A 15035-nucleotide genomic window follows, 5' to 3' on the forward strand; every position below is an offset into this window, starting at 1 on the left:
AATGCCGGCCACGTTCGCTCAGAATTCCTGTTGATGGGCGTTGGGTTGCTTGCGTGGCGTGGGGGCAAAGCCAGGCTTGCCGTCGAGCACGTTCTGCGCACGCTCCAGGTCAATGTCCTTCTCCCAACGGGCAATGGCCACGGTGGCCACGCAGTTGCCGATCAGGTTGGTCAACGCCCGGCCGATACCCATGAACCAGTCCACCGCCAGCACCAGTACCAGGCCAACCACAGGGATCGCCGGTACCGCAGTCAGGGTGGCGGCAAGAATCACCAGTGCCGAGCCTGGGATGCCGTGAGCCCCCTTGGAAGTCACCAACGACACCAGCAGGATGGTCAGCAGGTCGGTCATTTCCAGTGGCGTGCCGGTGGCGTTGGCGATGAACACGATCGCCAGGGTGAGGTAGATGGAAAAACCATCGAGGTTGAACGAGTAGCCGGTAGGGATCACCAGGCCGACCGTGGAACTGCCGATGCCCAGGTGCTCAAGCTTGCGCATGATCTGTGGCAGCACGGCGTCGGAAGAGGCGGTGCCCAGGACGATGGTCAGCTCTTCACGCAGGTACTTGATCAACGGCAGCAGCTTCAGGCCCGACAGGCGCATGACGGTGCCCAGCACGATCAGCACGAAGCCGGCACAGGTCAGGTAGAACAGCGCCACCAGCCCGCCCAGGTGCTGCAGCGACGCCAGGCCGTACTTGCTGGTGGTGAAGGCAATGGCGCCGAACACGCCGATCGGCGCCAGGCGCACGATCATGCCCATGATGCGGAAGATCACATGGCTCAGTTCGTTGATCAGTCGCGAAATGCCGGCGGCCGAGTCGCCCACCAGGTTCAGCGCGCTGCCGAACAGCACCGAGAACAGCAGCACCTGAAGAATGTTGTTGTCGGCGAAGGCACCGATCACCGAGGTGGGGATCAGGTCCATGAAGAACGCCGTGGCGCCATGGATGTGCTGGCCGCGCTCGGCCAAGCCGTTGGCATCGGCGGCGGACAGTTGATCCAGGTGAATATTGGCACCGCTGCCAATGCCACTGGTGAAGGCGAACACCAGGCCGATCACCAGCGCCAGGGTCGTCAGCACTTCGAAGTAGATCACCGACTTCAGGCCGATGCGGCCGACCTTTTTCAGGTCACCCGCACCCGAAATGCCGCTGACCACCACGCAGAACACGATCAGGCCGATGAGCATCTTGATCAGCTTGATGAAGCCGTCGCCGAGGGGTTTGAGTTGCAGGGAGAGGTCGGGGAAGCTCAGACCGCAGGCGATGCCGAGGGCAAGGCCGAGTACGACTTGCAGGAAAATCGAACGCGAGCACCATTTGAGCATGGGAGGAGTCTCTGATCGGTGTCCTTGCTTCGGTAGCCGCACGGGGCGAAAGAGCGCAGGACTTAATTATTGTGGTCTTACCGGTTTGTTCAGCGCGAGGCCATAAAAGCGCGAAAAATACCTGATTGCAAGGTTTTTTGGCCTTACCGGTCTGACCAGTTGTGGGGCAATCCAGCCTGCCATGCTCTAGTTCGGTGCGTGCCGTAAAAGGGGGCGCTTGAAATAGCTCAGGGCTTGGCCAGTGCCTGATCCACCGCTGCAATCAGCTTGCCAAGATCTTTGGGTGGGGCGTTGTGGATGACACCGAACAGGTAGGCGCGCTGCTCCTCTTCGTCGTCCGGTTCAGCGAAGAAGTCCTTGGGCTTGACGCCCAGCACCTGGGCAAACGCCATGATTGCATCGATGCTGGGGGTGTAGGTGCTGGTTTCGAAACGGCTGATGGTCTTGGGGTCGAAGCCGGTTCGTTCAGCCAGTTGTGCCTGGGTCAGGCCCGCCAGCTTGCGGTAGCGGCGCAGGGCGATACCCAAAGCTGATCTCGTCATCGCTTAATTCCCATTTAGAATCAAGAACTTAACGATATCTATCAATGTGGCGCAACGCCATGATCGATCACCTTTGTTTTATTTATGTGATGAATTTCGTAGAATTCATGGCTTGACCGGTCAGTCATCGTCACCTTCCTTGTACCGTTCGGCCTCGTGCCGTAACGGCAGGAAGCGCTTTTGCCCATTGGAACGGATCCTCATGAATCGGTTCCGATGGCCGTCGATGTACTGGGTACCGGCTTGTCATCGAATGGAGTCTCATCGTGCGCCTCAACCTGCCGGTAACCCCGGTCGAGCAACGTTTCCCCCCCGATCAGCGGCTGATTTCTGCTACCGATACCGCCAGCCTGATCACCTACTGCAACCCTGAGTTTGCCGCCATCAGTGGCTACAGCGAGGCCGAACTGATCGGCAGCCCGCACAACCTGGTGCGCCACCCGGACATGCCGCCGGCGGTGTACGAGTTGATGTGGCGCTACCTGAAAGCCGGCAAGAGCTGGATGGGTATCGTCAAGAACCGCTGCCGTAACGGCGACTACTACTGGGTCAATGCCTACGTCACCCCCATCCTCGAAGGTGGGCGGGTCGTGGGTTACGAGTCGGTGCGCGTATGCCCCACGCGCGAGCAAGTAGCCCGTGCCGAAGCCCTCTATGCGCGGCTACGCAACGGTCAGGCGGCATTGTCGGCGCCGCGCCGTCTGAGCTTGCTGACGCAGGCCTTGGCCTTGCCACTGGCCGGTGGGCTGCTGGCGGTGGGTGCCAATCAGTTGTGGCCTGGCCTGGTAGGGCAGGGGCTGACCGTGGGGCTGTTCGTGGCCTGCGGTCTATGGGCGCGCAATGCCCTCGGGCGGCAGCTGCAGCAGATTGTGCAGGGTGCCGAAGGTGCCTTCGCCGACCCGGTTGCAGCCTTGACCTACAGCGACCTGTCGGGTGCTGCCGGGCAGTTGCAACTGATGCTGATCAGCGAAGAGGCACGCCTGAAAACCGCATTGACGCGGCTAAGCGATCTGGCGGGGCAAATGGCCGTGGCCGCTCGCGATGCCGGGCAGTTGTCGCGCAGCACCGAGGCGGCATTGCTGGAGCAGCGTGCCGAAACCGACCTGAGCGCCACTGCAATGAACCAGATGGCCGCCTCCATTGGCGAAGTCGCCAACCACGTGCAGTTGACCGCCGCCGAGGCACACACGGCGCACCTGCTGGCCGAGCAAGGTAGCCAGGTGGCCGATGCCAGCGGCACGGCCATTCGTAACTTAGCCAGCACTGTGACGCAGATCAACCAGGCGGTCAGCCACCTGGCGGGTCAGACCGGCGCCATCGCCGAGGCAGCCGGGATGATCCGCGGCATTGCCGAGCAAACCAACCTGCTGGCCCTCAACGCCGCCATCGAGGCTGCCCGTGCGGGCGAGCAGGGCCGGGGCTTTGCCGTGGTCGCCGACGAGGTCCGGGCATTGGCCGACAAGACCCGCCAGTCCACCCTGCACATCCAGGCCATCATCGATGCCCTGCGCAGTGGCGCCGAGGAAGCCGTGGCGATCGCCAGCCGAGGCATCGACGGTGCCGAGCAAGGCGTTGCCCAGGTGCAGGAAGCCCGACAGGCGCTGCATGGCATTCGTGACGCGGTACAGCGCATCAGCGACATGAGCCAGCAGATGGCCACCGCCTCGCAGCAGCAGTCGGCGGTGGCAGAAGATGTTTCGCGGCAGATCAACGGCGTAGCCGGTATTGCCCAGCACAGCGCCCACAGCGCCAACGCCGCCGCCTCGCGCGGTACCGAACTGGAACACGTGTGCGCCGGATTGCGCGCCCTGGTGGAGCGCTTCAACCGCTAAGGCAGGATGCTTTATGGATGATAACTATCGCGCGGCCGTGGACGCGGCCGCAATCTTTTCGGAAACCGACCTGCGTGGGAACATCACCTACGTCAATCAGCAGTTCTGCAGCATCTCGGGCTACAGCCGTGAAGAACTGTTGGGGGCCAACCACCGCATCCTCAATTCCGGGCTGCATGAACCGACGTTCTTTGTCGGCATGTGGCGGGCTTTGGTCGCCGGGCGGGTGTGGAAGGGCGAAATCTGCAACCGGTCCAAGGACGGTTCGTTGTACTGGGTCGACAGCACCATGGTGCCACTGGTCGATCCGCTGACAGGCCAGGTGCGCAAGTATGTGTCGATCCGCTTTGACGTCACGGAGAAGCGCCAGCTGCTGCATACCTTGCAGTGGCGGGTGGGTCACGATGTGCTCACCGGCCTGCCCAACCGCGCCTACCTGTCCGACCTGCTGAACCAGGCTCTGGCCTACTCGCGCCGCGAAGGCATCTCGCTGGCGGTGTGCATGCTCGACCTGGATGGTTTCAAGGCGGTCAACGACGGCTACGGGCATGCCGTGGGTGACCTGCTGCTGGTGGAAGTGGCGCAGCGCCTGAAGAGTATCCTGCGTGGTGGGGATGCCGTGGCGCGGCTGTCGGGCGACGAATTCGTGCTGATCCTGCGCGATGTCGATGATGAGCACCAGCTGCATGCAGCCCTGCAGCGGGTGTTGCGTGCCTTGGCGGCGCCCTGTGTGGTGCGTGAGCATACACTGTCGCTCAGCGCCAGTATCGGCGTGACCCTGTACCCGCAGGATGACGAAGATGCCGACACCCTGGTGCGCCACGCCGACCAGGCCATGTATGTGGCCAAGCAGCGCGGGCGCAACCGTTACCATCTGTTCGACGTGTCGCAGGAACAGGAGCTCAAGGCCACCCACCAGACCGTGGCGCGCGTGCGCCGGGCGCTGCGCAACGGTGAGCTGTGTCTTTACTACCAGCCCAAGGTCAACCTGCGCAGTGGCAAGGTACTGGGCTTCGAGGGCTTATTGCGCTGGCAGCGGCCAGGCCGTGGTGTGGTGCCGCCTGGCGATTTCCTGCCATGGGTAGAGCAGACCGACCTGATCGTCGAAATCGGCGAGTGGGTGATCGGGCAGGCGTTGAGCCAGTTGCAGGCCTGGCAGCGCCAAGGGCAGCCCTGGTCGCTGAGCGTGAATATCGCCGCGCGGCATTTGCAGCGCAATGACTTTGCCGAGCGCCTGCAGCAGTTGCTGGCAGCGTACCCGGCGGTGGACCCGGCGCTGCTGGACCTGGAAATCGTCGAGTCGGTGGCCATCGACAACCTGCAGCATGTCAGCCGCTGCCTGGATGCCTGCCGTGCGCTGGGTGTGCGTTTCTCACTGGACGATTTCGGCACCGGTTATTCGTCCTTGAGTTACCTGAAACGCTTGCCGACCCAGACGATCAAGATCGACCAGTCGTTCGTGCGTGACATCCTTCATGACCAGGACGACCTGGCGCTGACGGAGGCGGTGATCGGCCTGGCGCGGGCGTTTGGCCGCGAGGTGATTGCCGAGGGGCTGGAGAGTGTCGAGCACGGTCGGGTACTGATGGGCCTGGGCTGCGAGCTGGCGCAGGGTTACTGCATCGCCCGGCCGATGCCCGCCAGTGACGTGCAAGCCTGGGCACAGGCCTACCGGCAGCCAGTGCAGTGGCGTGACCCTTGAAGGCCATCAGCGGGCCGTGGTCTTGAGCTGCACGGGGGGCGCCACCTGCTGTCGATCAGGGGTGGCTTCGAAAACCTGCTGTGCGGCGCGCTTCAGGGCCAATCGATTCATCACTCACGCAACCGCTTGTACAGTGTGGTGCGGCTGATACCCAGTCGGCGGGCCACCGCCGACAGGTTGCCATTGGCTTGCTCGACCAGGCTCTGCAGGTCCGTCTCTTCAGTCGCTATCGGCACCGGTGTTTTCGACTCGGCCAGAAAACCCGCTGGAAGGTGCTCGACGCCGACCGGCCCGTTGGCCGCCAGGGCCAACGCCACCTGTAGCACACTCACCAGTTCGCGCAGGTTGCCCGGCCAGGGGTGTTGATCGAACAGGTCGATTATGGCCGGGGGCAGCCGTGCAGGTTGCCCGGGCTCGCGGTAGCGGGCATGCACCTGCTCAATCAGCTGGCGCCGGTCAGCGCGTTCGCGCAGGGGAGGCAGCACCAGTGTCAGGCCGGCGATGCGGTAGTACAGGTCCTGGCGAAAGCGCCCGGCGCGCACTTCTTCGGCCAGGTTGCGATTGCTCGCCGACACCACGCGGATATCCACCGGCACCGGTTCGCCACTGCCCAGCGGCTGGATGCTGCGCGACTGCAGTACGCGCAGCAGGCGGGCCTGGGTGGGCAGTGGCATGTCGCCAATCTCATCCAGAAACAGGATGCCGTGGTCGGCCTTGCGGATCAGCCCTGGGTTGCCCTTGTGGTGGGCGCCGGTGAACGCGCCTTTGTCATAGCCGAACAGTTCCGACTCCACCAGTTCGGCCGGGATCGCCGCACAGTTTACGGCGACCAGCGGCTGCCTGGCGCGGCTGCTGGCCCGGTGCAGGGTGTCGACGAACACTTCTTTGCCTACGCCTGTTTCGCCCTCCACCAACACCGGGATGTCCTTCTCCAATAGCAGGCCGGCTTGTTTCAAGGCTTTTTCCAGGCGCGGCTCGGCGTTGCCGGCTTCGGGGCGTCGAATGGTTTCGCGTGGGGGGTGCCACTGGCAGTGAAAGCGGTTGCGCCCGGTGGCCTGCAGAGCGAAGGGCTGTTGTCGGGGATGGCTGAGCAGCTGTTGCAGGGGTAACTGGAACAGTTGCTCGATGTTTTGCTGCAGCGGGTTTACGCCGAGCAGGCTATCGGCCCGGTGATTGGCAGCCAACACCTGTCCGCGCTCATCGAACACCAGCAAGCCGGCCCAAGGGCTGTCGAGGTTGTCGGAGGCGCTGTTGAAGATCAGTTGTGCATGCTGGTCAGCATGTTCGGCGAGGATCAGGCGGTTTTCCAGGCTCTGGCCCATCATGCGCACCAGCCCAAGCGTCTGGCTGGCCGGCAGGTAGCCGTCGCTGGCTACGTCGAGCACTCCGACCAGCTGCCGTGCGGCGTCGAACAGGGGGGCGGCGGCGCTGGACATGTAGCGGTTCTGGCGCAGGAAGTGTTCGTCCTGGCCGACGTGAATCGCTTCGGCGCAAATCAGTGTGGTGCCCAGGGCATTGGTGCCGACGCCACGTTCGTGCCAATGGGCGCCGGCGCTGAAACCATGGTGCTGGCGCGGTTCGATGAAACGCCGCGAGCCCCAGCTGTCGAGCAGGCAGCCGCTGGCATCGGCCAGCATCACCAGGTAGCTGGCGTTACCCAAGAGGTGCGCATAGTGCGGTAGCACTTCCTCGCGGGTCAGGCGTAGCAGGTTTTGGCGCCGCTCCAGCAGGGCGCTGAGCTCGGCGCGGGACAGGCAGTCAAAGTCCGGCGCATGCTGCGGCTGCAGGCCGTGGTCGCGGCAGCGGTCCCAGGAAGCCTGGATCAGGCGGGTGTGGGTCGAAGCGGATGCGGCCATGGGCCTGTCCTGTGTGATTGTTGTCATGGGTCGACCGCCGTTCAGTGTTGTCCACGGCTGTTCATTGTCAAACTGGCCAGTGTCCAGTTGTGCAGTGATTGTGTTCACCTGCGCGCCCGCGATTTGCCAGCGCTGCCACCCAGGCCCCGAACCAGAGCACCGGGCAAGGACTGGCACGGATCTGGCTGTAGCCGGCAGACAACAATCACAAAAAGGCCACGCCATGTCCCTGGTGCTGGAGCAGGTCAGCCGTAGCGTCGACAACCAGCCGTGGATCGTCGAGGCGTCACTGCGTTTCGAGCCCGGTTCGTTCAATGTGCTGCTGGGTCGCACCCTGGCCGGCAAGACCAGCCTGATGCGCCTGATGGCCGGGCTGGACCGTCCGGACCGGGGGCGGGTGCTGATGGATGGCCAGGACGTCACCGGTGTGCCGGTGCGTCAGCGCAATGTGTCGATGGTGTATCAGCAATTCATCAATTACCCGACCTTGAGCGTGTACGAAAACATCGCCTCGCCGCTGCGCCAGGCGCGCATGGCCGAGGACCAGATCCGACGGCGGGTGCAGGAAACTGCCGAGATGCTGCGCATCGAAACCTACCTGCAACGCCTGCCACTGGAGCTCTCCGGTGGCCAGCAGCAACGCACGGCGATGGCCAGGGCACTGGTCAAGGATGCCTCGTTGATCCTCTTCGACGAGCCATTGGTCAACCTCGACTACAAGTTGCGCGAAGGCCTGCGCCAGGAGCTGCGCGAGCTGTTCGCGGCGCGCCATTGCATTGCTGTGTACGCCACCACCGAGCCCAACGAGGCGCTGGCACTGGGCGGCACCACCACGCTTGTGCACGAAGGCCGTATCGTGCAGAGCGGGCCCACCGCCGAGGTCTATCAGCGCCCCAGCAGCGTGCTGGCTGCCGAGCTGTTTTCCGAGCCGCCGATCAACCTGGTGTCTGGCCGTATCACGGGTAACGAGGTGAGCCTGGCCCAGACCGTGCACTTTGCCCGCAATGCCGACCTGGAGCCGCTGGCCGAAGGTGACTACCGCTTCGGCGTGCGCCCCAGCCATATCGCGCTGGTGCCGGCCCATGACGATGACCTGGAGCTGGCGGTGCTGGTGGAGTTGGCCGAGATCAGTGGGTCAGAAACATTTCTGCATGTGCGCAACGAATACTGGCGCATGGTGCTGCACCTTCCCGGGGTGCACGAATACCAGGTGGACACGCCGATACGCGTGTTCATCCCCACGCACAAGCTGTTCGTTTTCGACAGCGCCGGGGTGTTGGTGCAGGCCCCGGGGCTGCGCCAGGCGAGGAGAGGGTGATGGCCGAAATCCGCCTGCGCCAGCTGGCGCACAGTTACAGCCGCCAGCCCGCCAGCGAGGCAGACTATGCCCTGCACGCACTCGAACATGTGTGGGAACAGGGCGGTGCCTATGCGTTGCTCGGGCCGTCGGGCTGCGGCAAGTCGACCTTGCTCAATATCATTTCCGGGCTGCTGACGCCGTCTCATGGCGAGGTGCTGTTCGACGGCAAGCCGGTCAACCAGCTGTCCCCGCAGGCGCGCAATATCGCCCAGGTGTTCCAGTTCCCGGTGGTGTACGACACCATGACGGTGTTCGACAACCTGGCCTTCCCCTTGCGCAACCAGGGGCTCGATGAAGCCCGGGTGCGTGCCCGTGTGGAAGAAATTGCCGAAGTGCTCGAGCTGACTGCCGTGTTGCGCAAGAAAGCACGCAACCTCACCGCCGATGAAAAGCAGAAAGTCTCCATGGGGCGTGGCCTGGTGCGCGATGACGTGTCGGCGATCCTGTTCGACGAGCCGCTGACGGTGATCGACCCGCATCTGAAGTGGAAGCTGCGGCGCAAGCTGAAGCAGATCCATGAGCAGTTCAACATCACCATGATCTACGTCACCCACGACCAGTTGGAGGCCTCGACCTTCGCTGACAAGATCGCGGTGATGCACGGCGGCCGCATCGTCCAGTTCGGCACGCCGCGCGAGCTGTTCGAGCGACCGCGGCATACGTTCGTCGGTTATTTCATCGGTAGCCCGGGCATGAACTTGATTGACGTGCGTGCCGAGGCGGGCGCGGTGGTGTTCGGCGATGTCCAGTTGGTACTGCCCGATGGCGTGTGCGAGCGCCTGGCTGCATTGGCGGGCGGGCGGCTGCAGCTGGGCATTCGCCCGGAGTTCGTGCAGCTGTGGGACAGCCCGTTCGAGGGTGCCTACCCGGCACGGGTGCTGGACGTCGAAGACCTGGGTACCTATCGCATCGTCACCCTCGAACTGGGCGGTGTCGCGCTCAAGGCGAGGCTGGGCGAGGACCGCCCGTTGCCTGTGGACAAGGCCTGGGTCAGCCTGCCGGCGCAGTGGCTGATGCTGTATGTCGACGATGTGCTGCTGGAGGCCGGGCCATGAACAACAAGGTGCCGAACAACAAGGCCTGGTGGCTGGTGCTGCCGGTGTTCCTGCTGGTCGCGTTCAGCGCGGTGGTGCCGATGATGACGGTGGTCAACTACTCGGTGCAGGACATCTTCGACCAGTCCAGCCGCTACTTCGTCGGTGCCGACTGGTACCGCCAGGTACTGCGCGACCCGGCGCTGCACGATGCATTGCTGCGCCAGTTCATTTACTCGGCCTGCGTCCTGCTGATCGAAATTCCGTTGGGTATAGGCATCGCCCTGGCCATGCCAACCAAAGGCCGTATGGCCTCGGTGTGCTTGATCGTCATGGCTATCCCGTTGCTGATCCCGTGGAACGTGGTCGGCACTATCTGGCAGATTTTCGGCCGTGCCGACATCGGCCTGCTCGGCGCTTCCCTGGCCAAGCTCGGGGTCAGCTACAACTACGCCGGTGACCCGTTCGACGCCTGGCTCACCGTGCTGGTGATGGATGTGTGGCACTGGACTTCGTTGGTGGCTTTGCTGTGCTATTCGGGGCTGCGTGCGATCCCCGACGTGTACTACCAGGCCGCGCGCATCGATCGGGCCTCGGGCTGGGCGGTGTTTCGCCATATCCAGCTGCCCAAGCTCAAGAACGTGCTGGTGATCGCGTTGATGCTGCGCTTCATGGACAGTTTCATGATCTACACCGAGCCGTTCGTGCTGACCGGCGGCGGGCCAGGCAATGCGACCACGTTCCTCAGCCAGACCCTCACGCGTATGGCCGTAGGGCAGTTCGACCTGGGGCCGGCGGCAGCGTTTTCACTGGTGTACTTCCTGATCATCCTGCTGGTGTCGTGGCTGTTCTACACAGCCATGACCCATGCCGACAAGGACTAGGCCATGAGCACACGCAAATCAATGGCCCTGCTGCTGTACTTCTTCTTCCTGCTGGTGCCGATCTACTGGTTGCTGAACATGTCGTTCAAGAGCAACGCCGAGATCCTTGGCGGCCTGACCCTGTGGCCGCAGGCGTTCACGCTCGACAACTACCGAGTGATCTTCACCGACGCCAGCTGGTACAGCGGCTACATCAACTCGCTGTACTACGTGTGCCTGAACACGCTGATTTCACTGCTCGTGGCGTTGCCCGCGGCCTATGCGTTCTCGCGCTACCGCTTTCTCGGCGACCGCCACCTGTTCTTCTGGCTGCTGACCAACCGCATGGCGCCACCGGCGGTGTTCCTGCTGCCGTTCTTCCAGTTGTACTCGTCGATCGGGCTGTTCGATACCCACATTGCCGTGGCGCTGGCCCATTGCCTGTTCAACGTACCGCTGGCGGTGTGGATCCTGGAGGGTTTCATGTCGGGCGTGCCAAGGGAAATCGACGAAACCGCCTACATTGACGGCTACAGTTTTCCGCGCTTCTTCGTGAAGATCTTCATACCGCTGATTGGCTCGGGCATCGGCGTCACGGCGTTTTTCTGTTTCATGTTCTCCTGGGTCGAACTGCTGCTGGCGCGCACCCTGACCTCGGTGAATGCCAAGCCGATTGCCGCGGTGATGACCCGCACGGTGTCGGCATCGGGCATCGACTGGGGTGTGCTGGCGGCAGCGGGGGTGCTGACCATCTTGCCGGGCATGCTGGTGATCTGGTTCGTGCGCAATCATGTGGCCAAGGGCTTCGCCCTGGGCCGGGTGTGAGGAGGGCAACGCATGGAGTGGATGGCCTGGACCCTGCCGACAGCGCTGTTCTTCGCCGCTGTGGGCCTGTTGCTGCTGGGCATGACCCTGCTTGAACTGCGTCGCCCCTGCGTAGAGCGACGGGGCTTTTTGCCGCTGGTCACCAGCCGTGGTGACCGTTTGTTCATCGGCCTGCTGGCCAGCGCCTACCTGCACCTGCTGGTGGTCGGTGTCAGCGACTGGCCATTGTGGGTGGCCTCGCTGCTGTCGCTGGCGTGGCTGGCGGTGGTGTTGCGCTGGGGCTGAGCGAGCGGCCCTGTGGGATAACTGAAACGGGAGATCACAATGTTCGACAACAAACACAACAGGCGACATTTGACCCTGGCCGCGTTGCTGGTACTGGCCAGCGTGCAAGGCACAGCCTGGGCCGACCAGTACGAAGAGGCGGCAAAGAAATGGATCGGCAGCGAGTTCAAGCCTTCGACCCTTACCCCCGAACAGCAGTTGGCCGAATTGCAGTGGTTCATCAAGGCAGCCGAGCCGTTTCGCGGGATGAAGATCAACGTTGTGTCGGAAACCATCACCACCCATGAATACGAATCCAAGGTGCTGGCCAAGGCTTTCAGTGAGATCACCGGCATCCAGTTGACCCACGACCTGCTGCAGGAAGGCGATGTGGTGGAAAAACTGCAGACGCAGATGCAGTCGGACAAGAACATTTATGACGGCTGGGTCAACGACTCCGACCTGATCGGTACGCACTTTCGCTACGGCAAAGTGGAATCGATCACCGACCTGATGGCCAACGAGGGCAAAGCCTACACCTCGCCGACCCTCGACCTGAAGGACTTCATCGGTATTTCCTTCACCACCGCGCCCGATGGCAAGGTCTACCAACTGCCCGACCAGCAGTTCGCCAACCTGTACTGGTTCCGCGCCGACTGGTTCGAACGGCCTGAGTTGAAGGCCAGGTTCAAAGAGAAGTACGGCTATGAACTGGGGGTGCCAGTGAACTGGTCGGCGTACGAGGACATTGCCAAGTTCTTCACCGAAGACGTCAAGGAGATCGACGGCAAGCGTGTCTACGGGCACATGGACTACGGAAAGAAAGACCCGTCACTGGGCTGGCGCTTCACCGATGCCTGGTTCTCGATGGCCGGCGGCGGCGACAAGGGCCTGCCCAATGGTTTGCCGGTCGATGAATGGGGCATTCGCGTGGAGGACTGCCATCCGGTGGGTTCCAGCGTGACCCGCGGCGGCGATACCAATGGGCCGGCCGCCGTCTATGCCACGCAGAAGTACGTGGACTGGATGCGTGCCTACGCGCCCAAGGAAGCGCAGGGCATGACCTTCTCCGAAGCCGGCCCTGTGCCGGCGCAAGGCAACATTGCCCAGCAGATATTCTGGTACACCGCGTTCACCGCCGACATGACGAAGCCCGGCTTGCCGGTTGTGAATGCCGACGGCACGCCGAAGTGGCGCATGGCGCCTTCACCGAAGGGGCCATACTGGGAAGAGGGTATGAAACTCGGCTACCAGGACACCGGCTCGTGGACCTTCTTCAAGTCCACCCCCGAGAAGCAACGCCTGGCGGCGTGGCTGTACGCCCAGTTCGTCACCTCAAAGACCGTATCGCTGAAAAAGACCATCGTCGGCCTGACGCCGATTCGTGAGTCGGACATCAACTCCCAGGCCATGACCGAGTTGGCGCCCAAGCTCGGTGGGCTGGTGGAGTTCTATCGCAGCCCGGCGCGGGTGCAGTGGACGCCGACCGGCACCAACGTGCCGGACTACCCGCGGTTGGCGCAATTGTGGTGGAGCCATATCGCCGAAGTCGCCAGTGGCGAAAAGACCCCGCAGGAAGCCCTGGATGGGCTGGCCCGCGACCAGGACCGCATGATGGAGCGCCTGCAACGCTCCAATGCCCAGGCGACGTGTGCACCCAAGTTGAATCCGGAGAAGGACGCCCAGTACTGGTTCGACCAGCCGGGTGCGCCGAAAGCCAAGCTGGCCAACGAAAAGCCCATGGGCGAGACCGTCAGCTACAACGAACTGCTGAAGTCTTGGGAGGCGGCCAGGAAGTGATCGGCTGAACACCGTGGTGGCTTCCCCCGCCCCCTGGGGGGGCCGGACAACCGCTTGCAAGAGCAGGCTCGTCCGCGAAGAGGTCATTTGTCACGGGCAAAAAAAACGGCACCTGCAAAAGGTGCCGTTTTCGCATTACGCGGTATTACTTGTGCAGCTCTTCTGCCGCGTACAGCGTGTTCTCCAGCAGGCACGCCCGGGTCATCGGCCCGACGCCGCCCGGCACCGGTGTGATCCAGCCGGCGCGGGGCAGGGCAGTCTCGTAGACCACGTCGCCGACCAGCTTGCCGTCTTCCTGGCGGTTGATGCCCACGTCGATGACGATGGCGCCTTCCTTGACCCACTCACCCTTGACCAGGCCCGGCTTGCCGGCAGCCACGACCACCAGGTCGGCACGCCCGACATGGCCGGCCAGGTCCTTGGTGAAGCGATGGCAGACGGTCACGGTGCAGCCGGCCAGCAGCAGTTCCATGGCCATCGGGCGGCCAACGATGTTGGACGCGCCGACGATCACCGCGTTCATGCCGTACAGGTCCTGGCCGGTGCTTTCCAGCAGGGTCATGATGCCTTTCGGTGTGCACGGGCGCAGCAGTGGAATACGCTGGGCCAGGCGGCCGATGTTGTACGGATGGAAGCCGTCCACATCCTTGTCCGGGCGAATGCGCTCGAGCAGCAACGAGGCGTCCAGGTGTGCCGGCAGCGGCAGTTGCAACAGGATGCCGTCGACGGCCGGGTCGTCATTGAGACGGTCGATCAGCTCGGTCAGGGCTTGTTGCGTGGTCTCGCTGGGCAGGTCGAAAGCCTGCGAAATGAAGCCGACCTCTTCGCAGTCCTTGCGCTTGTGCGAGACATAGACTTGGGAGGCGGGGTCGGTGCCGACCAGGATCACTGCCAGGCCCGGCGTACGCAGGCCTTGCTGGCGACGCTCCACGACACGTTGAGCGATCTGCTGGCGCAGGCTGGCGGCGATAGCCTTGCCATCGATTAGGTGTGCAGTCATAGACGCGTGATTAACCATCGAGAAGGAACAATAAAGAACGTGCATTCTCGCACGACATGGGCCAAGGGCAAAGGCGGGTGGTCGGGCAAATCCCCTAACCCCTTAAATAATTTAAATTTTTTCGAAAAAGGTGTTGACGACTTTCGGGGTCGACTATAAGATTCGCCGCACTTGTCGGGCACAGCCTAGCACTGGTTGGCTAAGTCGGGCAGAATGAGTGGTTTAACAGTTCCTTGTTAGCGTCTCGTTCGGTTAGGCTTCAAGCTTAAGCGCCCGTAGCTCAGCTGGATAGAGCATCCGCCTTCTAAGCGGATGGTCGCAGGTTCGAGTCCTGCCGGGTGCGCCATTAGGCAGCTTTGGCAAGCAAGTAGGTTGTAATGCAATATGGTGGGCGTAGCTCAGTTGGTAGAGCGCTGGATTGTGATTCCAGTTGTCGTGGGTTCGATTCCCATCGTCCACCCCATATTTTTCAAGGGCGCCTCGATAGCATCTGGCGCCTTTGTTTTAAGCGTTACGCGGACGTGGTGAAATTGGTAGACACACTGGATTTAGGTTCCAGCGGCGCAAGCTGTAAGAGTTCGAGTCTCTTCGTCCGCACCATGCTTCTGTAAGGTTGTACCGCAAGACC

General features: G+C 62.7%; 12 protein-coding genes, 3 tRNA genes and 1 pseudogene. 12 read left to right on the top strand and 4 right to left on the bottom strand.

Annotated elements, in window-relative coordinates:
• Positions 1-18: 18 nt before the first annotated feature.
• On the bottom strand, positions 19-1329 hold the full coding sequence (locus tag BJQ17_RS11995; RefSeq protein WP_012053078.1) for a C4-dicarboxylate transporter DctA: 1311 nt from the start codon (positions 1327-1329) through the stop codon (positions 19-21).
• Positions 1330-1556: 227 nt separating this feature from the next.
• Complete coding sequence (locus BJQ17_RS12000; protein WP_003250216.1) at positions 1557-1871, bottom strand: helix-turn-helix domain-containing protein; 315 nt, start codon at positions 1869-1871, stop codon at positions 1557-1559.
• Between the two features lie 266 nt (positions 1872-2137).
• On the opposite strand from BJQ17_RS12000, the pseudogene BJQ17_RS32530 reads away from it, so the two are divergent.
• From BJQ17_RS32530 to BJQ17_RS12010, 3 genes and pseudogenes are all read left to right on the top strand, one after another.
• Positions 2138-2467: pseudogene (locus tag BJQ17_RS32530) on the top strand (PAS domain-containing protein); the annotation flags it as partial.
• A gap of 159 nt (positions 2468-2626) precedes the next feature.
• Positions 2627-3703: a methyl-accepting chemotaxis protein gene (locus BJQ17_RS12005; RefSeq protein ID WP_370626957.1), complete on the top strand. Its 1077-nt coding sequence runs from the start codon at positions 2627-2629 to the stop codon at positions 3701-3703.
• 13 nt (positions 3704-3716) lie between these two features.
• Positions 3717-5405 (top strand): bifunctional diguanylate cyclase/phosphodiesterase, encoded by a 1689-nt coding sequence (locus tag BJQ17_RS12010; protein ID WP_003250219.1) that lies wholly within the window; start codon positions 3717-3719, stop codon positions 5403-5405.
• A 110-nt stretch (positions 5406-5515) separates the two neighbouring features.
• Here BJQ17_RS12010 and BJQ17_RS12015 read toward each other — a convergent pair whose 3' ends face one another.
• On the bottom strand, positions 5516-7261 hold the full coding sequence (locus tag BJQ17_RS12015; RefSeq protein WP_070096112.1) for a sigma-54-dependent Fis family transcriptional regulator: 1746 nt from the start codon (positions 7259-7261) through the stop codon (positions 5516-5518).
• 223 nt (positions 7262-7484) lie between these two features.
• Here BJQ17_RS12015 and BJQ17_RS12020 point away from each other — a divergent pair, with 223 nt between their 5' ends.
• From BJQ17_RS12020 to BJQ17_RS12045, 6 genes are read left to right on the top strand one after another with little or no spacing between them, the layout of a single operon-like run.
• On the top strand, positions 7485-8579 hold the full coding sequence (locus BJQ17_RS12020) for an ABC transporter ATP-binding protein (protein ID WP_003250223.1): 1095 nt from the start codon (positions 7485-7487) through the stop codon (positions 8577-8579).
• Positions 8579-9676 (top strand): ABC transporter ATP-binding protein, encoded by a 1098-nt coding sequence (locus BJQ17_RS12025; protein ID WP_070096113.1) that lies wholly within the window; start codon positions 8579-8581, stop codon positions 9674-9676. Before BJQ17_RS12020 ends, BJQ17_RS12025 begins: the two co-directional genes overlap by 1 nt.
• Positions 9673-10539: a carbohydrate ABC transporter permease gene (locus BJQ17_RS12030; RefSeq protein ID WP_003250226.1), complete on the top strand. Its 867-nt coding sequence runs from the start codon at positions 9673-9675 to the stop codon at positions 10537-10539. Before BJQ17_RS12025 ends, BJQ17_RS12030 begins: the two co-directional genes overlap by 4 nt.
• A gap of 3 nt (positions 10540-10542) precedes the next feature.
• The gene (locus BJQ17_RS12035; RefSeq protein ID WP_003250228.1) at positions 10543-11343 is read left to right on the top strand and encodes a carbohydrate ABC transporter permease; all 801 of its coding nucleotides are present in this window, start codon (positions 10543-10545) and stop codon (positions 11341-11343) included.
• A gap of 12 nt (positions 11344-11355) precedes the next feature.
• Positions 11356-11628 (top strand): DUF2160 domain-containing protein, encoded by a 273-nt coding sequence (locus BJQ17_RS12040; protein WP_003250230.1) that lies wholly within the window; start codon positions 11356-11358, stop codon positions 11626-11628.
• A gap of 39 nt (positions 11629-11667) precedes the next feature.
• Complete coding sequence (locus BJQ17_RS12045) at positions 11668-13407, top strand: ABC transporter substrate-binding protein (protein ID WP_003250232.1); 1740 nt, start codon at positions 11668-11670, stop codon at positions 13405-13407.
• Between the two features lie 145 nt (positions 13408-13552).
• Here the strand turns inward: BJQ17_RS12045 and folD are convergent, their stop codons facing one another.
• The gene (gene folD / locus BJQ17_RS12050) at positions 13553-14407 is read right to left on the bottom strand and encodes a bifunctional methylenetetrahydrofolate dehydrogenase/methenyltetrahydrofolate cyclohydrolase FolD (protein WP_003250234.1); all 855 of its coding nucleotides are present in this window, start codon (positions 14405-14407) and stop codon (positions 13553-13555) included.
• A gap of 269 nt (positions 14408-14676) precedes the next feature.
• Here folD and BJQ17_RS12055 point away from each other — a divergent pair.
• The 3 genes from BJQ17_RS12055 to BJQ17_RS12065 all read left to right on the top strand — a co-directional run bounded on the left by BJQ17_RS12055 (position 14677) and on the right by BJQ17_RS12065 (position 15007).
• Positions 14677-14753 (top strand) — tRNA-Arg (locus BJQ17_RS12055).
• Between the two features lie 41 nt (positions 14754-14794).
• A tRNA-His gene (locus BJQ17_RS12060) sits at positions 14795-14870 on the top strand.
• A gap of 52 nt (positions 14871-14922) precedes the next feature.
• Positions 14923-15007 (top strand) — tRNA-Leu (locus BJQ17_RS12065).
• The last annotated feature ends 28 nt before the right edge of the window (positions 15008-15035 follow it).

This window comes from Pseudomonas sp. NBRC 111139 (assembly GCF_001753955.1).
GTDB lineage: Bacteria > Pseudomonadota > Gammaproteobacteria > Pseudomonadales > Pseudomonadaceae > Aquipseudomonas > Aquipseudomonas alloputida.